The organism is Allomesorhizobium aridi (genome assembly GCF_043769475.1).
Taxonomy (GTDB): domain Bacteria; phylum Pseudomonadota; class Alphaproteobacteria; order Rhizobiales; family Rhizobiaceae; genus Allomesorhizobium.
The window spans coordinates 216,935-241,370 of sequence record NZ_CP171729.1 but is presented as its reverse complement, the minus strand read 5'-3'; the positions used below and the strand labels follow the sequence as shown (position 1 = coordinate 241,370).

20 protein-coding genes, 2 pseudogenes and 1 riboswitch are annotated in these 24,436 nt (G+C 62.6%); of the genes and pseudogenes, 18 read left to right on the top strand and 4 right to left on the bottom strand.

Going from position 1 to position 24,436, the window contains the following annotated elements; all coding sequences use genetic code 11:
- Positions 1 to 41 precede the first annotated feature (41 nt).
- The 3 genes from ACG873_RS03025 to panB all read right to left on the bottom strand — a co-directional run bounded on the left by ACG873_RS03025 (position 42) and on the right by panB (position 2,736).
- The gene (locus ACG873_RS03025; RefSeq protein ID WP_394890370.1) at positions 42 to 767 is read right to left on the bottom strand and encodes a helix-turn-helix transcriptional regulator; all 726 of its coding nucleotides are present in this window, start codon (positions 765 to 767) and stop codon (positions 42 to 44) included.
- A gap of 251 nt (positions 768 to 1,018) precedes the next feature.
- Complete coding sequence (gene panC / locus ACG873_RS03020; RefSeq protein ID WP_394890368.1) at positions 1,019 to 1,885, bottom strand: pantoate--beta-alanine ligase; 867 nt, start codon at positions 1,883 to 1,885, stop codon at positions 1,019 to 1,021.
- Positions 1,882 to 2,736, bottom strand: coding sequence for a 3-methyl-2-oxobutanoate hydroxymethyltransferase (panB, locus tag ACG873_RS03015; RefSeq protein WP_394890367.1), 855 nt, complete (start codon positions 2,734 to 2,736; stop codon positions 1,882 to 1,884). The genes panC and panB overlap by 4 nt, the downstream gene beginning before the upstream one ends.
- Positions 2,737 to 2,919: 183 nt before the next feature.
- Between panB and ACG873_RS03010 the strand changes: the two genes are divergently transcribed.
- The 16 genes and pseudogenes from ACG873_RS03010 (at position 2,920) to ACG873_RS02935 (ending at position 18,386) form a co-directional block, all read left to right on the top strand.
- Positions 2,920 to 3,876: an NUDIX hydrolase gene (locus tag ACG873_RS03010; RefSeq protein WP_394890366.1), complete on the top strand. Its 957-nt coding sequence runs from the start codon at positions 2,920 to 2,922 to the stop codon at positions 3,874 to 3,876.
- 63 nt (positions 3,877 to 3,939) lie between these two features.
- Positions 3,940 to 4,915 (top strand): annotated as a pseudogene (gene nadA / locus ACG873_RS03005) (quinolinate synthase NadA).
- Positions 4,912 to 6,450 (top strand): L-aspartate oxidase, encoded by a 1,539-nt coding sequence (locus tag ACG873_RS03000; protein ID WP_394890365.1) that lies wholly within the window; start codon positions 4,912 to 4,914, stop codon positions 6,448 to 6,450. Before nadA ends, ACG873_RS03000 begins: the two are co-directional and overlap by 4 nt.
- Before the next feature lie 2 nt (positions 6,451 to 6,452).
- Positions 6,453 to 7,307 (top strand): carboxylating nicotinate-nucleotide diphosphorylase, encoded by an 855-nt coding sequence (gene nadC, locus ACG873_RS02995; protein ID WP_394890364.1) that lies wholly within the window; start codon positions 6,453 to 6,455, stop codon positions 7,305 to 7,307.
- A gap of 157 nt (positions 7,308 to 7,464) precedes the next feature.
- A pseudogene (bioB, locus tag ACG873_RS02990) lies at positions 7,465 to 8,407 on the top strand (biotin synthase BioB).
- Positions 8,404 to 9,543, top strand: a complete 1,140-nt coding sequence (locus tag ACG873_RS02985; protein ID WP_394890363.1) for an 8-amino-7-oxononanoate synthase — start codon at positions 8,404 to 8,406, stop codon at positions 9,541 to 9,543. Before bioB ends, ACG873_RS02985 begins: the two are co-directional and overlap by 4 nt.
- Positions 9,540 to 10,178 (top strand): dethiobiotin synthase, encoded by a 639-nt coding sequence (gene bioD / locus ACG873_RS02980; RefSeq protein ID WP_394890362.1) that lies wholly within the window; start codon positions 9,540 to 9,542, stop codon positions 10,176 to 10,178. Before ACG873_RS02985 ends, bioD begins: the two co-directional genes overlap by 4 nt.
- Positions 10,175 to 11,440: an adenosylmethionine--8-amino-7-oxononanoate transaminase gene (locus tag ACG873_RS02975; protein WP_394890361.1), complete on the top strand. Its 1,266-nt coding sequence runs from the start codon at positions 10,175 to 10,177 to the stop codon at positions 11,438 to 11,440. Before bioD ends, ACG873_RS02975 begins: the two co-directional genes overlap by 4 nt.
- Positions 11,437 to 12,420 carry a beta-ketoacyl-ACP synthase III gene (locus ACG873_RS02970; protein ID WP_394890360.1) on the top strand — a complete coding sequence of 328 codons (984 nt, stop codon included), beginning with the start codon at positions 11,437 to 11,439 and terminating at the stop codon, positions 12,418 to 12,420. The genes ACG873_RS02975 and ACG873_RS02970 overlap by 4 nt, the downstream gene beginning before the upstream one ends.
- 55 nt (positions 12,421 to 12,475) lie before the next feature.
- Entirely contained in the window at positions 12,476 to 12,928 is a 453-nt protein-coding gene (panD, locus tag ACG873_RS02965; protein ID WP_394890359.1) for an aspartate 1-decarboxylase, read from the top strand.
- A gap of 105 nt (positions 12,929 to 13,033) precedes the next feature.
- Positions 13,034 to 13,151: riboswitch (TPP riboswitch) on the top strand.
- A 100-nt stretch (positions 13,152 to 13,251) separates the two neighbouring features.
- Positions 13,252 to 15,072, top strand: a complete 1,821-nt coding sequence (thiC, locus tag ACG873_RS02960) for a phosphomethylpyrimidine synthase ThiC (protein WP_394890358.1) — start codon at positions 13,252 to 13,254, stop codon at positions 15,070 to 15,072.
- Positions 15,069 to 16,052 carry an FAD-dependent oxidoreductase gene (locus ACG873_RS02955; RefSeq protein ID WP_394890357.1) on the top strand — a complete coding sequence of 328 codons (984 nt, stop codon included), beginning with the start codon at positions 15,069 to 15,071 and terminating at the stop codon, positions 16,050 to 16,052. The genes thiC and ACG873_RS02955 overlap by 4 nt, the downstream gene beginning before the upstream one ends.
- Positions 16,036 to 16,233, top strand: coding sequence for a sulfur carrier protein ThiS (gene thiS / locus ACG873_RS02950; protein WP_394890356.1), 198 nt, complete (start codon positions 16,036 to 16,038; stop codon positions 16,231 to 16,233). The genes ACG873_RS02955 and thiS overlap by 17 nt, the downstream gene beginning before the upstream one ends.
- A gap of 4 nt (positions 16,234 to 16,237) precedes the next feature.
- Positions 16,238 to 17,011 carry a thiazole synthase gene (locus tag ACG873_RS02945; protein WP_394890355.1) on the top strand — a complete coding sequence of 258 codons (774 nt, stop codon included), beginning with the start codon at positions 16,238 to 16,240 and terminating at the stop codon, positions 17,009 to 17,011.
- A complete protein-coding gene (locus ACG873_RS02940) occupies positions 17,008 to 17,613 on the top strand; it encodes a thiamine phosphate synthase (RefSeq protein WP_394890353.1) in 606 nt (201 codons plus the stop codon). Before ACG873_RS02945 ends, ACG873_RS02940 begins: the two co-directional genes overlap by 4 nt.
- Positions 17,610 to 18,386, top strand: coding sequence for a hydroxymethylpyrimidine/phosphomethylpyrimidine kinase (locus ACG873_RS02935; protein ID WP_394893326.1), 777 nt, complete (start codon positions 17,610 to 17,612; stop codon positions 18,384 to 18,386). The genes ACG873_RS02940 and ACG873_RS02935 overlap by 4 nt, the downstream gene beginning before the upstream one ends.
- Positions 18,387 to 18,994: 608 nt before the next feature.
- Here ACG873_RS02935 and ACG873_RS02930 read toward each other — a convergent pair.
- Entirely contained in the window at positions 18,995 to 20,023 is a 1,029-nt protein-coding gene (locus ACG873_RS02930; protein WP_394890351.1) for a hypothetical protein, read from the bottom strand.
- A 472-nt stretch (positions 20,024 to 20,495) separates the two neighbouring features.
- Here ACG873_RS02930 and ACG873_RS02925 point away from each other — a divergent pair, with 472 nt between their 5' ends.
- A complete protein-coding gene (locus ACG873_RS02925; protein ID WP_394890350.1) occupies positions 20,496 to 22,271 on the top strand; it encodes an ATP-binding protein in 1,776 nt (591 codons plus the stop codon).
- A 4-nt stretch (positions 22,272 to 22,275) separates the two neighbouring features.
- Positions 22,276 to 24,351 carry a hypothetical protein gene (locus tag ACG873_RS02920; RefSeq protein ID WP_394890349.1) on the top strand — a complete coding sequence of 692 codons (2,076 nt, stop codon included), beginning with the start codon at positions 22,276 to 22,278 and terminating at the stop codon, positions 24,349 to 24,351.
- Positions 24,352 to 24,436 lie beyond the last annotated feature (85 nt).

Genomic DNA, 24,436 nt, shown 5'->3' with positions numbered 1-24,436 from the left:
GCGGAACCCGCTTTGCATCGCGGCAGCAACCCCAGAAGTTTTCAGACAATTGACGATCGTGAGGAGGCCAGCAGCGCGACGGCCTGATCTTTGGTGCGCACGCCGAGCTTCTTCTTGGCATTGTCCAGATGGAAGGCGGCGGTGCGCGGCTTGATGCCCAGGATGCAGCCGATGTCCCAGGCGGACTTGCCGCGCGCCGCCCACTGCAGGCACTCATATTCGCGGGGCGTCAGCACAACGCCGTCCACTGTTCGATTGCCCGACAGCCTGTGGCGAACGGAGATGTGAAAGCAGGTCGCCATGAGCTGCAGGGCTTGTTCATATCGCTCGGCGACCCGGAGAAATGCCGGATTGGGCTCATCAGCGGCGAAAGTCACCGCGGCAAAGCAGCCGCGGCGGTCGACAATCGGAATCGTCAAGCCACAGCGGATGCCGAACTCGGCTGCTTCATCGAAAAGCCTCTGCTGAACCGGCGACGTCATAACGCCGCCCATATCCGAACCCCACCGAAACGGGCATCCGCCACAACGTGCACGCATGATGACTGGATCGATCTTCTGATACCGGTTTTGCAGGTAGTGCGCCGTCCAAGAAGCGGGATAGTTCGAGATCAGCCTGGGTTTGCCGGAAGGTTGCGGCGGCAAGGACAGATAGGCAAAAGTAAGCAGATCAAGGTACGCGGCCGTACCAGCCATGGCTTCGCGGAAATCCGCCTCATCGACGCTTTCCGACAACTTTTCCACGAACGTCTCAAAGACAATTTGCATGTCCTACGTGATGCCTTGAACTCAATGCCTCGGTTTCTCTGCTGTGCACCGCTCCGACGTGTAGACGCGACGGTCAATCTCACGGCATGAGCGCAGCCAATCTGCTGCGTGCGGCGAACAGGATCCGCAGCGATGGGCAAATAATCGCGCACCGATACAGCGCTTACGATCTGTGGCCATCCTCGCCCCCATTGCTTCCGTACCTCTGCTGAAGAACCCTCTTGCGCGAGCGTGTCCCGACGTCGCGAATCTTACTTCCTTGTCGAAATGGTCGGCGATGTTCTGACGTTGTCGATGAGTCGCGTTTCGCCAAGCCAGGCTGCTGCAAGCAGGCGCGCTGGTCGCTCAAGGCTTGCTAACGATTGCAGATCTGTTTCCCCGCGAAGTTCCAGGTATTCGACGTCGCGATAGCCTGCAGCCAGGATTGCTGCGCGCGCTTCGGCAAGTGTTGGCACGATCGCAGAACCGCGTGCAAGTCGCTCAGCCGACTCGAGTAAGACCGATGGCAGTTTTGGGGCAATGGCCCGCTCGGCTGGCGAGAGACGGACATTGCGCGATGATAGGGCGAGACCATCGGCTTCGCGGACTGTCGGACAAGCGACAACGGTGATCGGAATATCCAAATCCCGGACCATACGCTTGACGACGTGAAGCTGCTGAAAGTCCTTTTCGCCAAAAAAGGCGAAGTCGGCCCCGGTCTGCAGGAAGAGCTTGGCCACCACGGTAGCTACGCCCTCGAAATGGCCGGGACGGAACGCGCCGCACATACCCTCACTCACCCCGCTCACTGAAACGGTGGATGCAAATCCTTCCGGATACATCTCGGAGGCATGCGGCGCGTAGAGCAGATGGGCCTCGAGCGGCGCGAGCTTGGCGGCGTCCTCGTGCTCCGTTCGCGGATAGGCGGCGAGATCGGCCTGGCTGTTGAACTGCTTCGGATTGACGAAGAGCGTCACGATCACCCTGTCAGCACGCCCCATCGCGGCACGCACCAGGCTGAGATGGCCCTCATGCAGGGCGCCCATGGTCGGCACCACTGCAATCCTCGCGCCCTCGCGGCGCCAGGCGGCGACGATTTCGCGAAGCGCGGCAACGGTCCTGATAATCGGCACGCTCACGCTGCTTCTCCGCTCTCGGTGGCGTGGGCGCCCTTGGGCGCATCGGCAAACACGTGCTCGGCGGCGGGGAACCGCCGCTCCCGCACCTCTTGCGCATAGGCCGTGATCGCCGCGCCGGCGAACTGCCCGAGTTCTGCGTAGCGCTTGACGAATTTGGGCTGGAAGTCGCCGAAGAGGCCCAGCATGTCGTCGACGACGAGAATCTGGCCGTCACACGCCGCCGAGGCGCCGATGCCGATCGTCGGGATCGCCACCTCTCCGGTGATCCGGCGGGCGAGCGCATCGGGGACCTTCTCCAGCACGACCGCGAAGGCGCCTGCCTCCGCCACCGCAAGGGCGTCGCGCCCGATGCGCTCGGCATCTCCGCCTCTGCCCTGCACGCGGTAGCCGCCGAAGGTGTTGACCGCCTGCGGCGTCAAGCCGACATGGCCCATGACAGGCACGCCGCGCGCGGCGAGGAAGCGAATCGTCTCTGTCATCGTCTCGCCGCCTTCGAGCTTGACGGCCGAGCAGCCGGTCTCTGCCATGACGCGCGCGGCATTGCGGAAAGCCTGCTCGGGGCTTTCCTCGTAGGAGCCGAACGGCATATCGACGACCATCAACGCCTGCTCCAGGCCGCGTCGCACGGCCTTGCCGTGCATGATCATCATCTCGACCGTCACGCCAAGCGTCGAGGGCATGCCGTGAAGAACCATGCCGACGCTGTCGCCCACCAGCACCACATCGCAATGGGGATCGACCAGCCGGGCAACCGGCGTCGTATAGGCGGTAAGGCAGACGAGTGGCGTTCCACCTTTGCGCGCACGAACGTCCGGCGGTGTAATCGCCTTGGTGTTAGCAATCGCACTCAATAGAGGCCTCCTTCCCCAACGTTACCAGTCGCGGGTGTCGCGTTTGGCATATTTTTGTGCAGGTGCGAAGAGCTAAAATCGTCACGGCGCGTGGTGTTGACGCACTGACAGTTATCGTAGAGACCAAATTAAATCGGTTCAGCTGCTTGCGAAGCGGAGCTCTGCCCAACCAGTTCAGGAATCATGGACAAAGCAAAGGGACCCAGGAAAGACAGAGCTGGAGGCAAGGCCAACGAGGTCAAGGCGGACCTGATCGCCGTGGTCGTCGCCGTGAACAACAGCGACCCTTGCGTCCTCACCATCGCGCAGGCAAACGCACTGCCATCGGGTCCGTTCGAGCTCGATCACCGTTCGCTGCAGTCGGGCCTCAGGGGATGGGTGGAACAACAGACCGGGCAGCCGCTCGGTTATATCGAACAGCTCTACACCTTCGCCGATCGCGACCGGATCGGCGCCGACGAGCGCGTTATCTCGATCAGCTACCTCGCGCTCACGCGGGACGAAGATGCGGGCGCCTCGACGAGGCGCTGGGCAAGCTGGTACGACTATTTTCCGTGGGAGGATCACCGTTCCGGCACCCCGCCGGTCGTGCTGGAAGAGTTGCGGCCGCGCCTGCTGGAATGGGCGGACAGCGCTGATGATAGCGCGACGCGCCTCGAGCGCCGACGGCGGGCGGCGGTCGCCTTCGGCTTCGACGACCGATCGTGGAACGAAGAGCTCGCACTCCAGCGCTACGAGATTCTCTATGAGGCAGCCCTGGTGGAGGAAGCGATGCGCGGCGGATATTCGGCCGCGCCCACTCCGGTGCCGGGCAGATCGATGATCGCCGATCATCGCCGCATCCTGGCAACGGGAATCGCGCGATTGCGCTCCAAGATCAAATATCGGCCCGTCGTGTTCGAACTCATGCCGCCTCTCTTCACGCTTTTGCAGCTGCAGCGAACCGTGGAGGCGCTCGCCGGCAGGCTCATCCACAAGCCGAACTTTCGCCGGCTGATCGAGCAGCAGGAGTTGGTTGAGGAGACCGGGGAGACAACCGCGGAGACCGGCGGCCGGCCGGCGAAGCTCTACCGCTTCCGCCATGCCGTTCTCGACGAGAGATCTGCGGCCGGAACAAAATTGCCGCTCTCGCGGGCTTGACCTCTTATACTCACCACGAATATATAGGCCTTATATTCAGGTAGAGTATAATCGGAGGGCTCGATGAGCGCCATGCTGCCTTCGGGCGCGTCCCTGTACGACCGCGTTCGGCGCGTGATCCCCCCGATCGAATGGCCGACCTTTCTGGACGATATCGACGCCATTCTCGAACTGAAGCGGCAGCGTAACGCCGTGATATTGGCGCACAATTACCAGACGCCGGAGATCTTCCACTGCGTCGCCGATATTGTCGGCGACAGCCTGGCGCTTGCCCGCAAGGCGATGGCGGTCGAAGCGGATGTCATCGTGCTCGCCGGCGTTCACTTCATGGCTGAGACGGCAAAGCTGCTCAATCCGGAAAAGACGGTGCTCATCCCCGACCTGAAGGCGGGCTGCTCGCTGGCCGACTCCATCACCGCGGCCGATGTCCGCCTGCTGCGGCAACGATATCCCGGCGTGCCAGTGGTCACCTACGTCAACACGTCGGTCGAGGTGAAGGCCGAGTCCGACATCTGCTGCACATCGGGCAATGCGAAGGCGGTGGTCGAATCGCTCGGTGTTGCTCGGGTGGTCATGCTGCCTGACGAATATCTGGCCCAGAACATCGCGGCCCAGACCAACGTCGAGATCATTGCCTGGAAGGGCCATTGCGAGGTGCATGAGCGGTTTACGCCCGCCGATATCAGACAACTGCGAGAGGACCATCCGGGCGTGACGGTGCTTGCCCATCCCGAATGTCCGCCCGAAGTGGTCGCGGAGGCCGACTTCTCGGGCTCGACGGCCGCCATGTCCGCTTATGTCGGGAGCCAAAGACCGCCTCGCGTCGTGCTGATGACGGAATGCTCGATGAGCGACAATGTCGCGGTGGAGCATCCCGAGGTCGACTTCATCAGGCCCTGTAATCTTTGCCCGCACATGAAGAGGATAACGCTCGCCAACATCCGCTCGGCGGCTCGAGCACAACCAGCATGAGGTGAGGGTCGAATCCGATATTGCAGGGCGGGCACGGCTCGCGATCGACCGGATGCTGGCCGTATGAGCGCGGACGTCCGTAGCTTCTTCGGCCGGCCCATTGTCATAGGCGGCGGCATTGCCGGATTGCTGACTGCGCTTCATCTGGCGCCAGAACCGGTGCTTATTTTGTCCAGGACGCCGCTCGGATCTGACGCGTCGAGCGCGTGGGCACAGGGCGGACTGGCTGCCAGCCTTGGCATTGATGACCATCCGGCACTGCATCTCGCCGACACGCTCGCGGCTGGCGACGGGCTGTGCGAGGCAGAAGTCGCCAGCCGCATCCTCCATGCAGCTCCTGACGCGATCGAGACCCTGGCGACCGTTGGGGTGCGCTTCGATCGAACGCCTGAAGGAGCACTGCGCCTCGGATTGGAGGCCGCCCACGGCCGCCGGCGCATCGTTCATGCCGGCGGCGACGGCAGTGGACAGGAAGTCATGCGCGCCCTGGTCAAGGCGGTGCGTTCTGCTCCGTCTATTACGGTCGTGGAGGGTGTGGAGGCGCGGCGGCTGGCGGTGGACGACAATACGGTCCGCGGCGTTTGGGCAAACTGTTCGATGAATCCCGTGTTCTTGGGCACGGGACGGGTAATCCTCGCCACGGGTGGGATTGGCGGACTGTTCCTCGACACCACCAATCCTTCGGGCAGTTGCGGACAGGGCCTGGCGCTTGCGGCGCGCGCCGGCGCCGTCCTTTCCGATCTAGAATTCATCCAGTTTCATCCGACCGCGCTTGACGGGCCCGATCGCCCGATGCCGCTGATCAGCGAAGCGGTTCGCGGCGAAGGCGCGACGATCGTTGACGAAACAGGCCAGCGGTTCCTGGAGGACTTGCAGGATGCCGAACTCGCGCCGCGCGATGTTGTGGCCCGCGCCATCTGGAAGCACCTTTCCAACGGCCACCGCGTCTTTCTCGATGGACGAGAAAAACCCGGCCCGACATTTGAGCGACAGTTTCCAACGATTGCATCAGCCTGTCGGCGCGCAGGCATCGATCCAGCACATGACCTCATTCCCATACGGCCGGCCCAGCACTATCACATGGGCGGCGTCTCGGTGGACCCGGACGGACGTAGCTCCGTTGCCGGGCTGTGGGCTTGCGGCGAAGTCGCCTCGACCGGACTGCACGGCGCCAACAGGCTTGCCAGCAATTCGCTGACTGAAGCCGTCGTATGCGCGCGCTTCGTCGCCAACAGCGTGGCGGGATCGCCGATCGGCGTCAGAACACGATCAAAGGCACGGGAAATGCCGGTGCCCAATCCACTCTCCCTGCGCCCTGTCCTCTCACGCGCCCTTGGCGTGAAGCGGCATGGTGAGTTTTTGCGAGATGCCGTGAGCACATTGCTTCCGCTTGCCGAGCTACACCATGCAGCCTCCGATCCCGCGGCAGTTGGACTGATGATCGCGGTTGCCGCCTTGCTGCGCGAAGAAAGCCGCGGCGCTCACTTTCGCACGGACTTCCCCGATCGTGCGGTCGTCGCCCGCCGCTCCAGCCTCACGCTCGATGAAGCCTTGGCGACAGCTCGGGAATTCGCGTGTTCGTCAACGCTTGAAGAGTTTTAGCAATGAACCTCTCGCCGCTTCCCACAATCATGCTTGAGCCCCTGGTGCGGGCAGCACTTCTGGAAGATCTCGGCCGCGCGGGTGATCTGACGACCGATGCCATCGTGCCGAAGGACCATCGGGCGACGACCCTTTTGGTTGCGCGCCAGGCCGGAGTTGTCGCCGGGCTCGATTTGGCGATTCTCGCGTTCCGCCTTGTCGACCAGGACCTCGCAATCGCGGTGGGACGGGTCGACGGCAGCCATGTTGCGCCAGGCGACATCATCGCATCAGTGACCGGCCCGACCCGCGCCATGCTCACGGCGGAACGGACGGCGCTCAATTTCTTGTGCCATCTTAGCGGCATCGCCACGGCGACGACATCGATTGTCAATGCGATCGGCGGCCACGAGGCGAAGGTCGTGTGCACCCGCAAGACGACGCCTGGTTTGCGGGCGCTGGAAAAATATGCGGTGCGCGCCGGTGGCGGTTCCAATCATCGTTTCGGTCTCGACGACGCCATCCTGATCAAGGACAACCACATCGCCGTCGCGGGCGGAATTCGCTCCGCAATCGAGCGGGCACGAAATAGCGTCGGGCACCTGGTCAAGATCGAAGTCGAAGTCGACACTCTGGCGCAGCTTGAGGAGGCCCTGGCGCTTGCCCCCGACGCCGTCCTGCTCGACAACATGTCACTTGACGAGTTGCGCCGGGCAATTGCGATGGTGGCCGGCCGCGGAATCACGGAGGCGTCCGGCAGGATCACCGCCGCGACGGCACCAGCTATCGCCGCGACCGGCGTCGATCTGATTTCCGTGGGTTGGCTGACCCACAGCGCGCCGATCCTGGATATCGGCCTCGACTATCGAAGCTCATGATCGAGTGACGAACGGACGCAGCGGGACGATGACTTTTCCGGTCGCCATCAATCAGCCAGCAAAAAGCCGTAGGGGCCAGAACGCAACGAGCAGGATCGATATGCACGCGCCGAATTCAATGAAGACAATGCCAGAAGCAGAATGCACTGATGGCGGAATGTGGACCTTGGAAAAGGCTCGGGCGCTTCACGATGCGCCCTTCAACAACCTCCTCTTCCTGGCGCAAACCATTCACCGCCAGAATTTCGATCCGAACAAGGTCCAGCTCAGCCGGCTTCTCAGCATCAAGACAGGCGGATGCCCGGAGGATTGCGGCTATTGCAGCCAGTCCACTCATCACGAAACAGGCCTGAAGGCGTCGAAGCTGATGGAGGTCAAGCGCGTCATTGCCGAAGCGACCAAGGCGCGTGAAGCCGGCGCCACCCGCTATTGCATGGGCGCGGCCTGGCGAAATCCCAAGCGGCGCGACATGGATGCGGTCGTGGCGATGGTCGAAGGCGTCAAGGCGCTGGGCATGGAGACCTGCATGACCCTCGGCATGCTCGATCTCGAGCAGGCCGCTCAATTGAAACAGGCTGGTCTCGACTACTACAACCACAACATCGATACGTCCGAGCGCTACTACGGCGAGATCATCCGCACGCGCAGCTTTGCCGATCGGCTCGAGACGCTTGAGCATGTCCGCCAGTCCGGCATCAAAGTCTGCTGCGGCGGTATTGTCGGCATGGGCGAAGAGCCGGTGGACCGGATCGACATGCTGGTGACGCTCGCCAATCTGCCGGAACATCCCGAAAGCGTTCCAATCAACATGCTGATCCCGATACCCGGCACCCCGCTTGCCGACGCCAGGCCGATCGACCCGATCGAATTCGTGCGAGATCATCGCGCTGGCGCGCATCATGATGCCCAAATCGTATGTCCGTCTTTCCGCCGGCCGCGCCGCCATGACCGACGAGATGCAGGCGCTGTGTTTCTTTGCCGGCGCCAATTCCATCTTCGTCGGCGATACGCTGCTGACGGCGGATAATCCCGGTGAGGACAAGGATACGCTGCTGTTCCGGCGCCTTGGCATTGAGCCGATGGAAATTGAGGCGCAATGAACGCGGCACTTCTTGCACGCTTTGACGCGACATTGCAGGGGCTGGCGCGCAGGGACCGGCTGCGGACGCTGTCGCCGCGCGCCGGGCTCGACTTCTCGTCAAACGACTATCTCGGGCTTGCCGCCTCCAGGAGACTTGGCGAGGCGGTTGCGGCCGCGATTGCGCGGGGCACGCCGGTTGGCGCCACGGGTTCGCGGCTGTTGCGCGGCAATGCGCCGGAACACGAGGCACTGGAAGCCGACGCGGCGGCGTTCTTCGGAGCCGAACGCGCACTGTTCTTCGGTAGCGGCTACACCGCCAACTTCGCGCTGCTGACCACGCTGCCGCAGAAGGGCGATCTTTTGATCCTCGACCAGCTTGCTCATGCCAGCATGCATGAGGGCGCGCAGGCCGGACGGGCCGCGTTGAACCTGGCCGCGCACCACGACGTCGACGCTGTCGAGGATGCGATCACGCAGTGGCGCGCCGAAGGCGGTATTGGGCGTGTCTGGATCGCGATCGAAAGCCTCTACAGCATGGATGGCGACTGCGCGCCTTTGGAGAACCTCGTCGCGCTTGCCGATCGGCACGAGGCATTTCTCGTCGTCGACGAGGCGCATGCCACCGGCGTCTGGGGACCGGATGGCCGGGGGCTGGCCGCGGCGTTCGAGGGCCGCGACAACATCGTCGCGCTCCATACATGCGGCAAGGCGCTCGGTGCGTCCGGCGCACTGGTCACCGGACCGCGAACGCTGTGCGACTATCTCGTCAACCGGTGCCGACCCTTCATCTACGCCACCGCACCATCGCCGCTGATGGCAGTCGCGGCGCGCGAAGCGCTCGCCATGCTGTCCGACGAGCCCATGCGCCGCGTTCAGTTGCACGAACACGTAGCCCTAACGGGTCGGGAATTGGCCGAACGCTGCGACGTGACGCCCAGCGGCTCGCAGATCCAGCCCTTCGTCATCGGTGACGTGGGGCGCACCATGGCAGTGGCGGCAGCACTGCAGGCACGTGGCTTCGACATACGCGGCATTCGCCCGCCCACAGTGCCCGAGGGCACGTCGCGCCTGCGCATTTCGCTGACGCTCAACGTTGGCGAAGCCGACATCTCTGCGATGGTCGAGGCGCTGGCCGAGGTGGTGGCCTCGGCATGACCAAGTGCATCATCATCACGGGCACTGATACCGGAATCGGCAAGACAGTTGTCGCGGCCGGTCTCGCCAACCTGCTGGGTGGCGCCTACTGGAAACCCGTACAGTCGGGCCTTGAGGGTGAAACAGACAGCCAGACGGTTGCGCGCCTCGGCGAACTGACGCCCGAGCGGATCCTGCCTGAAGCCTGGCGCCTGACGCGACCGCTGTCGCCGCATCGTGCCGCCGAGCTCGAAGGCGTGACGATCGACCCCGACAGCCTCGTGCTGCCCGAAATCGAATGTCCCTTGATCGTGGAGGGCGCCGGCGGCCTGATGGTGCCGCTCACACGCAAGACCCTGTTCATCGACGTCTTCGCCCGTTGGCAGGCGCCGGTGGTGCTTTGCGCGCGCACCTCGCTCGGCACCATCAACCACACGCTGCTATCGATCGAGGCGCTGCGCCGCCGTGATATCCCGTTGCTCGGCGTGGCCTTTGTTGGCGAGGCAATGCCTGACACCGAGTGCACGATCGCTGGAACCGGCCAGGTGCGCGTGCTCGGCCGCCTGCCCTTGCTCGAGCCCCTGACGGCCGGGATGCTGCGCTTGGCGATGACCACATACTTCAACATGGCGGCGTTCGACGAGGTCCGCGCGTGAACCGCTCGGCTGTCTGGCACCCCTTCACCCAGCATGCCGTCGAACCGGCCATGCCGTCGATTGCGCGAACCAGGGGCGCCTATCTGGAAACGGCGGACGGAAGGCGCATTCTCGACGCCATTTCGTCCTGGTGGGTGGTCACCCACGGCCATCGCCATCCGAAGATCATGGACGCGATCCGGAATGCGACCGAGACTTTGGACCAGGTGATCTTCGCCGGGCTCACCCATGAGCCGGCCGAGAAATTGGCATCGGCGCTGGTCGAAATGGCGCCTGCGGGCCTCGACTGGCTGTTCTATTCGGACAGCGGCTCGACCAGCGTCGAGGTGGCGCTCAAGATGGCGCTCGGTTATTTCCGCAACATCGGCGCGCCGCGTTCGCGCATCGTCGCCATGGAGCACAGCTATCACGGCGACACGATCGGCACGATGAGCGTCGGCGCCCGTGGCGTGTTCAATGCCGCCTACGAGCCTTTGCTGTTCGAGGTTGACACCATCCCCTTCCCGGCCGCCGGGCGCGAGCAGGAAACGCTCGATTGGTTCGAGGAAGTCTCCCGCGCCCGAAGCACTGCCGCGCTGATCGTCGAGCCGCTCGTACTCGGCGCCGGCGGCATGCTGATGTATCCGGCCTGGGTTCTGGCCGAACTGAAGAAGATCGCCGAAGCCTACGGCACGCTCCTGATCGCCGACGAAGTGATGACCGGCTGGGGGCGGACCGGAACCATGTTCGCCTGCGAGCAGGCAGCCATCTCTCCAGACATCCTGTGCACCTCGAAGGGTCTGACCGGCGGCGCCATCCCGCTGGCGGCCACGCTTGCCACCGATGCCATCTTCCATGCCCATTATTCCGAGGACCGCAAGAAGACCTTCTTCCACTCGAGTTCCTATACCGCCAATCCGATTGCCTGCGCGGCAGCACTCGCCAATGTCGAGATCTGGCGTGACGAGCCGGTGGCCGAGCGGATCGCGGCCTTGAGCGCGAAGCAGTCAGCCGGGCTCCGGCGTTTTCGCGAAAATCCCTTCTTCATCGATAGCCGGACAACCGGGACGATCGCGGCCCTCGATCTGCGCGCCGGCTCAGCCGGCTATCTCGCCGAGATCGGTCCGAAGCTGCGCGCGTTCTTCCTCGAGCGCGGGCTGCTTGTGCGCCCGCTTGGCAATGTCCTCTACCTTCTCCCGCCCTATTGCATCACCGGCGACGAGTTGGACGGTCTCTACGACGCCATCGAGGAAGCCGGCGAACGCTTTGGCTCGCGAGCATGAGCAGATCGTCGCGCATTCTCGGGTTTGGCCACCATGCGCCCGGGCGAAAGGTCGAGAACGCCGAAATCGAAAACAGTCTTGGCCTCGAACAAGGCTGGATCGAGCGGCGTACCGGAATTCGTTCGCGCTTCTGGGCAACGGACGAAGACACGCTGTCCGGCATTGCCGACCGTGCCGGCGCCATGGCGCTGGCGAATGCCGGCATTGACCGCAGCGACATTGGCCTGCTGTTGCTGGCCACCTCGACGCCCGACCACCTGCTGCCACCCAGCGCGGCGCTCGTCGCACATCGGCTGGGGCTGAGCCGCGCCGGCGCTGTCGATCTGACCGGCGCCTGCGCGGGCTTCATTTATGCGCTGATGTTCGCGGACGGCTTTACCCGTTTGCACGGCAAAGCGGCCCTTGTGATCGCCGCCAACATTCTCAGCCGCCGGATAAATCCGGCCGAGCGCGCCAGCGCCGTGCTGTTTGCCGATGCCGCCGGCGCCGTGGTGATTGGCCCCTGCGAGGACCTGGATCGAGGCATCCTCGGCGTTTCGGTGGACTCCGACGGCTCGGGCTACGGGCTGATCCAGATTCCCGCCGGGGGGAGCAACAAGCCATTTCGTCGCGATCTCGACATCGAGCAAACCCGGATGACAATCACCGATGGACGCGAAGTGTTTGCCAAGGCCGTGGAGATGATGACTGCCTGTTCGAAGGAGGCGCTCACTGCTGCCCAGATGCCATCGCAAGACATCGATCGATTCCTACCACACCAGGCCAACGCCCGCATTTTCGATGCCGTTGGGCGAAATCTCGGCATAGCCGATCAGGCGATTGTCAAGACCATCGCCGACTATGGCAATTCCTCCGCCGCGACGATTCCGCTGTCGCTCTCGCTCGCCCACCAGGCGGAGCCGTTTCGGCGGGGCGAAAGAATTCTTTTGGCGGCAGCGGGCGCCGGTCTGAGCGGCGGCGCTCTCGTCGTCCGAATTTAGTCGGGCTGCAACCTGCCACAGGACATCAACGCTCTTATCTAAATGGATGGAACCAATGCGAAAAATAGTCGCCGGCAAGCTGCACGGCCTCCACGTCACTGAAGCGAAGCTCGACTACCATGGCTCGATAACGCTGGACCCCGACCACTGCGAAGCAGCCGGGATCCTGCCCATGGAATTCGTGGAGATATGGAACAAGAATTCCGGCGCGCGGATTTCGACCTATGTCATTCTCGGCGAGCGCGGCTCACGATGCTGCATCCTCAACGGTGCGGCGGCCCGCACCTGCCAGCCCGACGACCAGATCATTGTCTGCAACTCCATCTACCTGGACGAAGCGCAGATCACCTCACTGAAGCCACGGATTGTCACGTTCGACCAGGACAACCATATACTCGATCGCCTGACCTATTCGGTCGATATCGACGCACATGGCCGATACAGTTTCTCCATCCTCGACGAGTCGAATGCGGCATTGGCCATTCCTGCCCTGGTCTCCGGGGCGTGAATTTATCCGACGCATCGCGCAAGCTTTCCGCCCGATGTGGTTGGCCGCAGTTGCCGATGGGGTCCGAATGCGCTTGACAAAGTCGCGATCGCCCGTTCAACCTGAGGCATTCACCAGGGGAGTCCCGGCAAGGGGCTGAGATACTGCTGGCTTTTTGCGGCGCAGTGACCCGTTGAACCTGATCCAGTTCATACTGGCGTAGGGACGGTGCAAGCGCTTTGCGGGAGTCCATGCCCGAAATCCTGTAAGCAGGCAGGCCAGAGCGTCTTTTCATCCTTCCGGCACAGAACTGGGTCTCCAATGCATGAGCAAAGGAGCCTCAAATGAATGCCATCACCCCCGCCGTTTCGACGGGACCGCTGCCCGCCTCAAGGAAAGTCCACAAACCCGGCTTGATCCACCCGCAGATCAGGGTGCCGATGCGGGAAATCGCCGTCCATCCGACGGCAGGCGAACCGCCTGTCACCGTCTATGATCCGTCCGGCCCCTATACCGATCCGACGGTCGAAACGAGCATCGAGAAAGGCCTCGCCCGGCTTCGGCAAGCATGGATCGAGGCGCGCGGCGATGTCGAATTCCAGGAAGGCCGCAGTGTCAGGCCGGAGGACAACGGGTTCGCATCAGGCGAACGGCTGACGCCGGAATTTCCCATCCGCAATCGACCACTCAGGGCCAAAGCGGGCAAGGCGGTGACGCAGCTTGCCTATGCGCGCGCCGGCATCATCACGCCGGAGATGGAGTTCGTCGCCGTCCGCGAAAATCTCGGCCGCGAGATCGTGCGCGGCAGCGTGCTGCGCGACGGCGAAGCCTTCGGTGCCGCGATCCCCGACTTCGTCACACCGGAATTCGTGCGCGAAGAGGTGGCGCGCGGGCGGGCGATCATTCCCGCAAACATCAACCATCCCGAGAGCGAGCCGATGATCATCGGCCGCAATTTCCTGGTGAAGATCAACGCCAATATCGGCAATTCCGCCGTCACCTCGTCGATGGCCGAAGAGGTCGAAAAAATGGTCTGGGCGATCCGCTGGGGAGCCGACACCGTGATGGACCTGTCGACCGGCCGCAACATCCACAACATCCGCGAATGGATCATCCGCAATTCGCCGGTGCCGATCGGCACCGTGCCGCTCTACCAGGCGCTCGAAAAGGTCGGCGGCGTCGCCGAGGACCTGACCTGGGAAATCTACCGCGATACGCTGGTCGAACAGGCCGAACAGGGCGTCGACTATTTCACGATCCATGCCGGGGTGCGTCTGCATTACATCCCGCTAACGGTCGACCGGGTCACCGGCATCGTGTCGCGCGGCGGTTCCATCATGGCGAAGTGGTGCCTGCATCATCACCGCGAGAGCTTCCTCTACGAACATTTCGAGGAAATCTGCGACATCGCCAGAGCCTACGACGTGTCCTTCTCGCTCGGCGACGGCCTTCGTCCCGGCTCGATCGCCGACGCCAACGACGCCGCGCAGTTCGCCGAACTGGAAACGCTTGGCGAGTTGACCAAGATCGCCTGGGCCAAGGATTGCCAGGTCATGATCGAGGGGCCAGGCCATGTCCCCATGCACAAGATCAAGGAGAACATGGACAAGCAGCTCGAAGTCTGCGGCGAGGCGCCCTTCTACACGCTCGGACCGCTGACGACGGACATCGCGCCGGGCTACGATCACATCACGTCCGGCATCGGCGCAGCCATGATCGGCTGGTTTGGCACGGCCATGCTCTGCTACGTCACGCCCAAGGAGCATCTCGGTCTCCCCGACCGCAACGACGTCAAGACCGGTGTCATTACCTACAGAATAGCTGCGCATGCCGCCGACCTTGCCAAGGGGCATCCGGCGGCGAAGCGCCGCGACGATGCGCTGTCGCGGGCACGGTTCGAGTTTCGTTGGGAAGACCAGTTCAACCTGTCGCTCGACCCCGAAACGGCGCGCGCCTTCCACGACGAGACCTTGCCCAAGGAGGCGCACAAGGTCGCGCATTTCTGCTCCATGTGCGGCCCGAAGTTCTGCTCGATGCGCATCTCCCACGACATTCGGGCTGAGGCGCAGAAAGAAGGCATGGCGGCGATGGCGGCGAAATACCGCGAGGGCGGCGACCTCTATATGCCCGTTGACAGCCCCGCGGAGAGCACGAACCGGCCATGAAGGTGCTCATTCGCGGAGCGGGCGTCGCCGGGTTGACGCTCGCGCACGAACTGGCGACGCGCGGCGCTGATGTGACCGTGGTCGAGGCGCGCATGGAGATCGCCGGCAACGCCTCCTGGCAGGCCGGCGGCATGCTCGCACCCTGGTGCGAGCGAGAGAGCGCTGAGGAGGCGGTGCTCACACTCGGACGCGGGTCGGCCGACTGGTGGGATGCGGCGCTGCCGGGTCACGTCTTGCGCAACGGCACATTGGTGCTGGCGCCTGCCCGCGACACCGGTGAGCTCACCCGGTTCGGTCGCCGTACATCCGGTTTCAGGCAGCTCGATCAAGGCGAGATCGCGGCGCTCGAACCTGCCCTTGCGGGCCGGCTCGGACGTGGGCTGTTCTTCGCCGAGGAAGCGCATCTCGACCCGCGCAAGGCGTTGCTCGCACTTGGCGACAAGCTGCTCCGTATGGGCGCACGTCTTGAGTTCGGCTGCGGCGCGGTGTCCGCCACCTCGGAGATCGAGGTGGACTGCACTGGCATTGCCGACAGTTGCCCGGAACTGCGCGGCGTGCGCGGCGAGATGCTCGTGCTCAGAACACGAGAGATATCGCTGGCCCGGCCAGTGCGGCTGCTTCATCCGCGCATCCCGGTCTATGTCGTGCCGCGTTCGGAATGCCTGTTCATGGTCGGCGCGACGATGATCGAGTGCAACGCCGCAGGCCCGATCACCGTGCGCTCGACCATGGAGTTGCTGAGCGCCGCTTACGCGCTGCATCGGGCCTTCGGCGAGGCTGAACTGGTGGAAGCAGGCGTCGGCGTGCGCCCCGCCTTTGCCGACAACCTGCCTCGCGTCGAACGTGAGGGAAAGAACATCCGCATCAACGGCCTCTACCGCCACGGCTTCCTGCTCGCGCCGGCCATGGCGCGGCAGACGGCCGACATGATCCTGGGACATCCGGCAGCAAAGGAGTTTGCCCTTGAAGCTCATCGTTAACGGCCAGGGCCATGAAGTCGCGGCCGAGACGCTCGCCGCTTTGCTCACCGAACTCGATTTCCAGGGCAACTGGCTTGCCACAGCGCTGAACGGCGAGGTCGTTGCGGCCAGGGAGCGCGACCGCTGCCGGCTCACCGACGGCGACCGCATCGAAATCCTTGCACCGATGAAGGGAGGCTGATCCCGTGCTCGATCTCTACGGACAAAACCTATCGTCGCGCCTTTTGCTTGGCACCGCGCTCTACCCCTCGCCGGCTGTCATGACTGAGGCGGTCAAGGCGTCGGGCGCCGAGATTGTCACCATCTCGCTCCGCCGCGAAACCTCCGGCGGCAAATCCGGTGGCCAGTTCTGGTCGCTGGTCCAGTCTCTAGGTGTTCGCGTCCTGCCCAACACGGCGGGCTGCCACTCGGTCCAGGAGGCGGTCACCACGGCGAGGATGGCGCGCGAGGTGTTCGGCACGAACTGGATCAAGCTCGAAGTGATCGGCAACCACGACACATTGCAGCCCGATGTCTTCGGGCTGGTCGACGCCGCAAGAATCCTTGTCTCCGAAGGCTTCGATGTCTTTCCCTACACAACCGATGACCTTGTCGTTGCCGGGCGCCTGCTTGACGCCGGCTGCAGTGTGTTGATGCCTTGGTGTGCGCCGATTGGCTCTGCGCGCGGACCGCAGAATCTAGATGCGCTGCGTAGCCTGCGCGGTCATTTCCCGGGCGTTCCCATGATCGTCGATGCCGGGATCGGCCGTCCGTCGCATGCCGCAATCGTCATGGAACTCGGCTACGACGCGGTGCTCCTCAACACCGCAGTCGCCAAGGCAGGCGATCCGGTCGCCATGGCAGCGGCGTTTGGCAAAGCAGTGGAAGCGGGCCACGAGGCATATTGCGCCGGCCTGCTGCAGCCGCGGGACATGGCCGTTCCCTCCACGCCCATCATCGGCATGGCGGCGTTTTTATGAAACTCGATCCGTTCTACCTGATCGTCAATTCCAGCGCGTGGATCGAACGCCTGGTGCCGCTTGGCGTGAAGCTGGTGCAGCTGCGCATCAAGGACCAGGACGAAGCCATTCTGCGCCGGGAGATTCGTGCTTCGAAGACAGTATGCGAAGGCCAGGGCTGCCAGCTCGTCGTCAACGATTACTGGCGCATCGCGATCGAGGAGGGTTGCGATTTCGTGCATCTCGGCCAGGAGGATCTCGCCTTGGCCGATGTAGGGGCGATCAGGCGGGCTGGCGTGAGGCTGGGCTTAAGCACGCACGACAAAGTCGAGCTGGAAACGGCACTCTTCGCGGAGCCCGATTATGTCGCGCTCGGCCCGATCTACCGCACCACACTCAAAGCCATGAAATGGCCGCCGCAGGGGCTCGATCGCGTCTCCGTCTGGAAACATCGCATCGGCAACCTTCCGCTCGTGGCCATCGGCGGACTTACTGTCGAGCGCATTTCCGGTGTCTTCGCGCAGGGCGCCCAGAGTGCTGCGGTCGTCACCGACATCACCCGCAACGCGCATCCGGAGGCACGCGCACTGGAATGGCTGGCAGGGACAGCCCAGTGGCGATGACGAGGCATGTCCTCATTGTCGCCGGCTCGGATTCGAGCGGCGGCGCGGGAATAGCCCGCGACGTCGAGACGGTTTGCGCGTTCGAGCTGCGCAGCTGCCTCGCCATTACCGCCGTCACTGTCCAGACGCATGGAACCGTCGAGCGGATCGAGCAGATGCCGCCGGAGCTTATCGCCGCCCAGATGCGCGCTGCCTTTGCCGCCAACCGTGTCGCTGCGGTCAAGGTCGGCATGATGGGGACGGCGGCCGCGATCGAGGCGGTCGGGGCCGTTCTGGCGAGCAACCGCCAAGTGCCTGTGGTGCTCGACCCCGTGCTCGCCTCTACTTCGGGACGAGTGCTGCTGGAGGACGATGCCATTGCAGGGCTACGCCGCGATCTGATGCCGTTCTGCCGGCTTGTCACGCCCAACCTGGTCGAGTTGGCGAGGTTGAACGGATCGGCACCGGCGCCGGACGAAGAAACTGCTCTTCTCCAGGGCGAAGAACTGGCGAGGAGCGTCAAGGCAGCTGTGCTCGTCAAGGGCGGGCATGCGCGGGGAGCCCAAGCCATCGATGTGCTGTTGCAGCCGAACCACCCTTCTGTTCGGTTCGAAGCGCCTCGCTTGCAGCGTGGGATGCGCGGAACCGGTTGTATTCTATCCAGCGCCATCGCCAGCTCTCTTGCCCTTGGGGCGTCTCTGGAAGCAAGCGTGCGAAGCGCCAAGCAATATGTTTTCGAGAAGCTTCGGAAGGATGCCGGCTGGATTGGCCTTCGGGAGTGGCGGGGCGCATGAGTGGTAGTCCCATACAAATCGGGCAGCGCCGCCTTCCGTCCCCTCCCCCTCTTGCTCGCTCCATGACAGCTCTCTGATTGGGATCATGCAGCATCGAGCTCAAGCTGCTGGTTTTCGCATGACAATTCGCCGGCGGTCCCCCGCTCCACGTGAGCATTTGCACTGTATTGGAACCACTGCTTCTCGGCGGGTCTACGTACAAATTACAATCGTCAGGGGACCAGGCAACCCGGGCGATGTGTACGCATCCGGCCGTAGAACAATTTGTTCAATTCCACATTGGATATGTCCAGAAAATCAGCGATCTCATAGGCGAATTACTGCCATTTGATTGAGGTGCTCCAGATCCTCGCGGGTAGCGCGGTCGCGAAAACTGCTCGGACGAGTGCCGTGGCGCCAGCTTTATTCAGCGTCCGCTATAAGCAGCAGCCTGTGCTGCAATGCGCGGTGAGGTCATCGAATATCTATACCGCAGCTTCGGGGCCGATGGCCGACTGGCAGGTTTTGGGAACGCGCCATGGGATAGCTGCCTTTCGACAGCGTCCGTGGAGAATGAGGCGGCATCCGCGCCACCTTTCTGGTGGACGCGCTACCGGCTTCCACAATCGTTAGACGGAGACCATCTCCGCATAGTCGGTCATCGGACCGATCGATAGGAAGAGCGGTTCGAGCGGCGTGGACGGTTTCCTGCGCGGGCGGAAGGCGACCCGCACCTCTTTCTGGTAGGCGTAGCCGAAGTGCTTCGCCATCTCGGGAACGCTGAATTTCGAATAGTCGCGGTAGGGGTCGTAGTAGGTGACCCGGCCTTCCATCGGCACCCAGTCGGTGAAGCGCACGAGGAACGTCGAGATCAGCCGCTGTTTGAAGCGGATAGGATCGCGGATGACAATCGCTGCGTCGGCGTCGAAGTCGGTTGGCATCCGGTAGTGGATACTCTCGCACAGGCTGAAGAGGTAGTAGTCGTCGAACACGAGCGGCAGCACGATATCGTCGTCGTTGAACTCGACCCGGTGTCCCTGAAAGTCGAGATGGGTCTCGCCAGCGAGCCGCTCCTTGTAAGTTGGTATGAAGAAGGTGCGGCTGGTCTCGTCGTCGCGGACCGCGTCGAGGAAGCCCATGTCACTATAGAGACCGGCGTTGGCGAGGCGCAGGTCGCCCGCTCGTAACATGGGTTCGAGGAACTGCCGCTTGCCGTACTTGACGAGGATCGGTGTGCTCGGCGCCTCGTAGCCCTGGAACATGGTGAAGCCGATCGGCGTCCCGTGCTCGAAATACTTGAGGATCGGCGCCCTGGCTCTGCCGATCAGTTCCCCCGGCGGCATCCCTCCGTTGCGCGAGCCATACTCCTCGAGCATATGTGTGAAGACCTGCATGTATTCGTCGGTCTCGGACATAGGCACGGGAACGATTTTCCCCTCCTTGCCAAGCTCCATGACGTTCATGAAGATGTTGCAGAGCCGGTCGGCCGCCCGATCGTCCGGCGCTCCGACGAGGTAGGGGCGGGCAAGATAGGCATGCCTCCAGACTTCGTGTCGCGAAAGACGGCCGGGCTGTTCTGACTTCAATTCGTAGTGGCGCCGACGCTGCTCGATGCCCTCGAGCCGCTGGCGTATCTGATCGACGGTCACCTTTCCCATGGCGTGGATATAGCATCGCCGCCAGCGACCTTGAAGCGGGTGCCGGCTGCGATCTGACCGCTCAGGCCGAGGGTGCCTTGCTCGAACGACTGACCTCCTGAACGAACGGAAGATTTTCGGAATCCGGTGTCGCAGTCTAGCGGCGATAAAGAAGCGCATTGCTGGCAGGCTGGGGGCGAAGGCCGACTGGCGGCTTTTTGGCGTCCTAAGATGTGCTAACAGACATTCAACCTCTGGAACTACAATCAGAATCGACTGATGAAGCGGGAAGCCACAGTCGATGCTGGCTCCGCGATGTCGAAATTCAATTGCGTGCCAGCGGCTTTAGAACATGATGACCTAGCTCAGACTCTGGGTTTACTATGCTGTTTTCATTAGAAAATTTTCGTGACCGTACTCTGTCATGCTATTGCGCACATTTTGATGGTCCGCACCGAGCTTCTATCCTAGTTTCTTATGGCGGGGAGGACGCATGCCCATTTCATTGTCGGAGGCGACGCACAAACTGCTTTCGGGAGAAATCCAAAGCTGGAAAAGCTTCGGGGAGATCAAGGCTGGTCAGATACACCTGTCCTCTCCCGCCGCAAGGCGCTTGTTTCACTTCCTGCTGTCGTCTGACAAAGCCAAGGTCGCGGCAGGCAGTGAGGAGCTTTTCAGCGGGCTCATCGCTGCTTGGAATAACTCGTCGTTCGACCCGGCTTTGCAGCAATCCGCAACGCCTCTGGCTACGGGCAGCGACCGCTGGCGGCTTGCAAGAGTGGAGGCCACGGGGTTTGGGGGACTGAACCTTGTGGATGGCCCTCTTTTCGTGCTGGCAGCGAATAGGCAAAACTGGTGCCTGGAAGGTCAGAACGGTTCCGGTAAGACCTCGATTGCGAGCGCGATCATCTGGGCGCTTACGGGCTACCGCTGCCGCGACCAGGATGGTCTTGTGAAGGATGACGGGCGGCGTATGCCCGTGTTCAATGACTCGGGCGTGCAGATCGGCGATTGGCCGCCGACGGTTGCGTATCCTCCGAATGCCCTGAAGCTGGCCGGAACGGCTGAAGCGTGGGTCCGCCTTCTATTTCAGGACGACCACGGAAGCACAGCTGAAGCCTTCCGGCGGCTGACAGCTCCCCCGGTGGGCGAGCCGCAGTTCGAAAGCAGGGTAGACCCCGCCCTCGGGACGGCGCCGCAACTGGTCGAAACTGGATTGCTAATGCCGACGCGGCTAGCGCGGATCGGTTTCGGCGAGAAGAGCCATTCGATATACGAGGCCGTCAAGCTCCTGACGGGCCTCGACCAACTTGCAGACATCGGCGAAGGTGCGGCCAGTTTTTCTCATAAGGCCAAGCGGTTGCTAAAGTACGGCTCTGACAAGGGTATCCAGGGCATCGAAACCAAACTGGAAACCGCGCTCGAACGGGCAGCGGAGGAAAGCCGCAAGGCGGGCTTCGCGCTGACGATTGCCGGCAAGCCAGAAGACAAGACATATGCGCAGGGACTTCGCGAACTCGCGGACAGCGCTGCCACCCTTGCGGCAACACACTCGCGCGCGCTCCAGGCGGAGGTCGCTGCGGACATCAACACGGCGAACCCGGAACATCGCGCACGGATAAGGAGCGCGGTCACTGCGGCACGCGGCGTGCTGCAACAAAATGTCAAAGGCATCACTCTCTTCGAGGCATGGGCCGCCTTGAAGGCCGCACACGCTGATTCACGCATCTCTGCGCTTTCCGGGATATTGACGACGGCGCAATCACAGATCGGGCAGGCGATAGCGTGGGATAAGAGACAAGGTGAAGATCTGCGGCTTCGTTTGAAGGCGCTGGCTGCCCAGAATTTCGTAGCCGCAGGCCACGAGCACGAGGACGCCGATTGCCCTTTGTGCCAAAGCAAACTTTCTCTCCCGCACCAGAGGGCGCTCGCGGCCGAGCTTGCTGCCCTGAAAGCGGCAGCCGACGCGGCACAGCGCAAGCTTGCCGACGCGTGCGCGGCGATTGAAAAAGAGGTCAGAGACGCAATCCCCGCGTTGCTAATACCGCACTTCGCTGCGCTGGCGGCAATGCAGCCGCGAACTTCATTTGAGAAAGCTGTCAGGGAAAGATTTGTAGAGGAAGCGCCCTTTGCCACCGTGTTGACGGGCATGGCGGATTTCGCTGCCGGGACGGCTGCCGCGCTCACCGAAAGAATGCCTGGCTTCAACCATGCGGACCTCGAAGTTCCGGCCGATGTCCCCGCCACGGCAGTATCTGTCCCGTGTTGAACGAGTGTCAGCGCTGGTCGAGTGGTGGGCGGTCGAACGACCCTCGTTCGTTGAAGCGTGGAGCGCGCTGAAAGGCGTTGCCGACGAAAAGGGCATCTTCCCGGCAGCCAGCCTGGAAGGCCGGCTCGCCTCGCTGGAAGAAGCGCTGGAAAAGGTCGCCCCGCTTGACGATCTGGCAAAGGCGCTTCGGGACGCGGCGAAGCACGCCGAGGATTGGCTTGTGATCCACACGGATCAGCGCGTCCGGGAAGCGATCGCCGAGGCGCTTGAGCCTCTCAAGGACCTGCGCGGCCTCGTCGCGGCAGAAACGGCCAGTTCGATCTCGGCACTGTCCGGCCGGATGAAGTCCGTCCTTGACCGTATCCAATTCAGGGAGCGGCTTTCTTTTGAGGATGCCGCTCTCAGCAAGAAATCGGTTCAGGTTTCCGGGAGCTTTGACCATGGCATCCGGATCGACGCCTCCACCGTCGCCAACAGCTCTTGGCTTCGCGCCATTCTCTGGGCTTTCACGCTGGCCATGCGCGAGCAGACCATTGAAGCGCTCGGCAGCAACCCATTTCCTTTGATGCTTCTCGACGATCCGCAAGTCACGTTCGATCCGCGCAACAAAAGGAAATGGGCGCAAGAGCTGGCGCGGCTCGCGAATGCGGACGCGGCTACCGTCGGCGCGGCGCAGCTGGTTCTCATCACCCACGAGCGGCAGTTCTTCCAGCTTCTCGTGAACATTGAGAATCTTACAGGACAGCAGGGGCTCGTTGTCCGCCTGAATGCCAGCAGCAAGGTCACAACGATCGTCAACGGCCACGCCCTTGCGGCCGCCTATGCGGAGGCCGAACGGAAGTCTGATGACAAGCTCGCCTACGAATATATCCGGGACATTCGCACCTACTGCGAAGACCTTCTGAAAATTATGCTGCGCGCGGAAGAGCCATCCGTGTGCGACATGACGATCGGCGATCTGGCGAAGCTGCTAAAAGAACGGCGCGATGCCAGTGTGGCGCCGTTCAGCCATTCGGCGTTTGACAAGCTCTACAAGACGCTTTCCGGCGGCGGCGGCAAGCAGATGAAGGTCATCAATGAATCGCATCATGTTTTTGACGGTACGATTGGCCTTGCCGAAGCGGGCGACGTGAAAAGCTTTTGGGAGACTACGCTTCAAAGCCAGATTCACACGGGCTTCAAGGTGTACGCCGAGTATGAGGCCTATGCGGGGGAGCCGAGACTTTTTCCCTGGATGGATAATGTCGTTTCCTTCCCAGCAGGAAACGCCGCCGACCTGAAAAAACTGAAACTCGTGCATACCGGAATGGCGGCCGCGGCGCGAACAGACGGCCGCGCCGGGGACGGTTTGATAACGATTGAGAATCTCGCTCAAGCCGTCGACATCACGCTCTATAATCATGACGCCTACCAGCTGGCTGCGGGCACGCTCGATCCGGTAGCGTCGATCGGTGACGTGATCATCACTTGCAACTACGCCAAGGTCAATGAGCGCAATCTCGTTACCGCCGCGTTCGGCGACAAGCTTCTTGCCCGGCGCTACAACGAGACGGAGGCCCATCCGAATATCGCTGTCCTTACAGGCCAGAGTGTCGACCCGTATGCGCTGGCCCAGCCCGTAATCGTACCGCGCGAGAGGCTCTCGCCACGAAAAATCGTAGGAACCCTCTTTGCAGCATCCTACCTGCCCCTGCCGCCCATGAGCGCGAATGTGGAATTTATCGCCCTTCCCGACTTTGGCATCGTCACAAAGCTTCTGGAGAAAGCAAAGCTCTTCAAGGTGAGCGGCCGCAGCGCAGAGCCGATCGCTCTCGACGGACAGTACCTAATGAGCCGTGACGCGCCAACGACGTCTGAAGCCCTTGACGGCCTGGAAGGACGTCTCGTCATTGCTGTTGATGAGTCGGGAACGCGTTATTTCAAACGCTTGCGTCGGCGCGGCGCCATCGTCGTGCTGGAAAGTCTCAACCCAGACGGAATGTCGCCAAGCGAGCTGTTGAGCGTGACTGGCGAAGGCGGATTGCCGCGTCTTACGCATGTCTTGGAGGTTGTCGGCGTGCTTTTCGAGCAACCGGCCTAAATCCTTGCAGTGACCGATATTGAGAATCTCCTAAGAGATTTCAGTTATCGCGTCCGAGATATCTTTTACGAGAAGGAGACAGCAG